1 protein-coding gene is annotated in these 602 nt (G+C 64.0%); it reads left to right on the forward strand.

The features are described from left to right. Positions 1 to 602 (forward strand): methionine adenosyltransferase domain-containing protein (locus HG542_RS34180; protein ID WP_171088326.1); only part of this gene is annotated, 602 nt, incomplete at both ends.

A 602-nucleotide genomic window follows, 5' to 3' on the forward strand; every position in this document is an offset into this window, starting at 1 on the left:
GACATCGACCTGGACTCGCTCCTGGCGCCGGATGTGCGGGAGTTCGTGGTGGAGCATGTCCTCAAGGAGCTGGTGGAGGACGGCATCAAGCTGGACACCGAGGGCTACCGTCTGCTGGTGAACCCGACGGGTCGTTTCGAGATCGGTGGCCCGATGGGTGACGCGGGTCTGACGGGCCGGAAGATCATCATCGACACCTATGGCGGCATGGCTCGTCATGGTGGTGGCGCGTTCTCGGGCAAGGACCCGTCCAAGGTGGACCGTTCGGCCGCCTATGCGATGCGTTGGGTGGCGAAGAACGTGGTCGCTGCGGGTCTGGCGACGCGGTGTGAGGTGCAGGTCGCGTATGCGATCGGCAAGGCGGAGCCGGTGGGTCTGTTCGTGGAGACCTTCGGGACGAACACGATCGACACGGACAAGATCGAGAATGCGATCGGTGAGGTCTTCGATCTGCGTCCGGCTGCGATCATCCGTGATCTGGATCTGCTGCGTCCGATCTATGCGCAGACGGCTGCGTATGGTCACTTCGGTCGTGAGCTGCCGGACTTCACCTGGGAGCGCACCGACCGTGTCGAGGCCCTGAAGCAGGCCGCCGGACTGTA

The sequence above is a fragment of the Streptomyces morookaense genome (genome assembly GCF_013030945.1).
In the GTDB taxonomy this organism is placed as follows: Bacteria; Actinomycetota; Actinomycetes; order Streptomycetales; family Streptomycetaceae; genus Streptomyces; species Streptomyces morookaensis.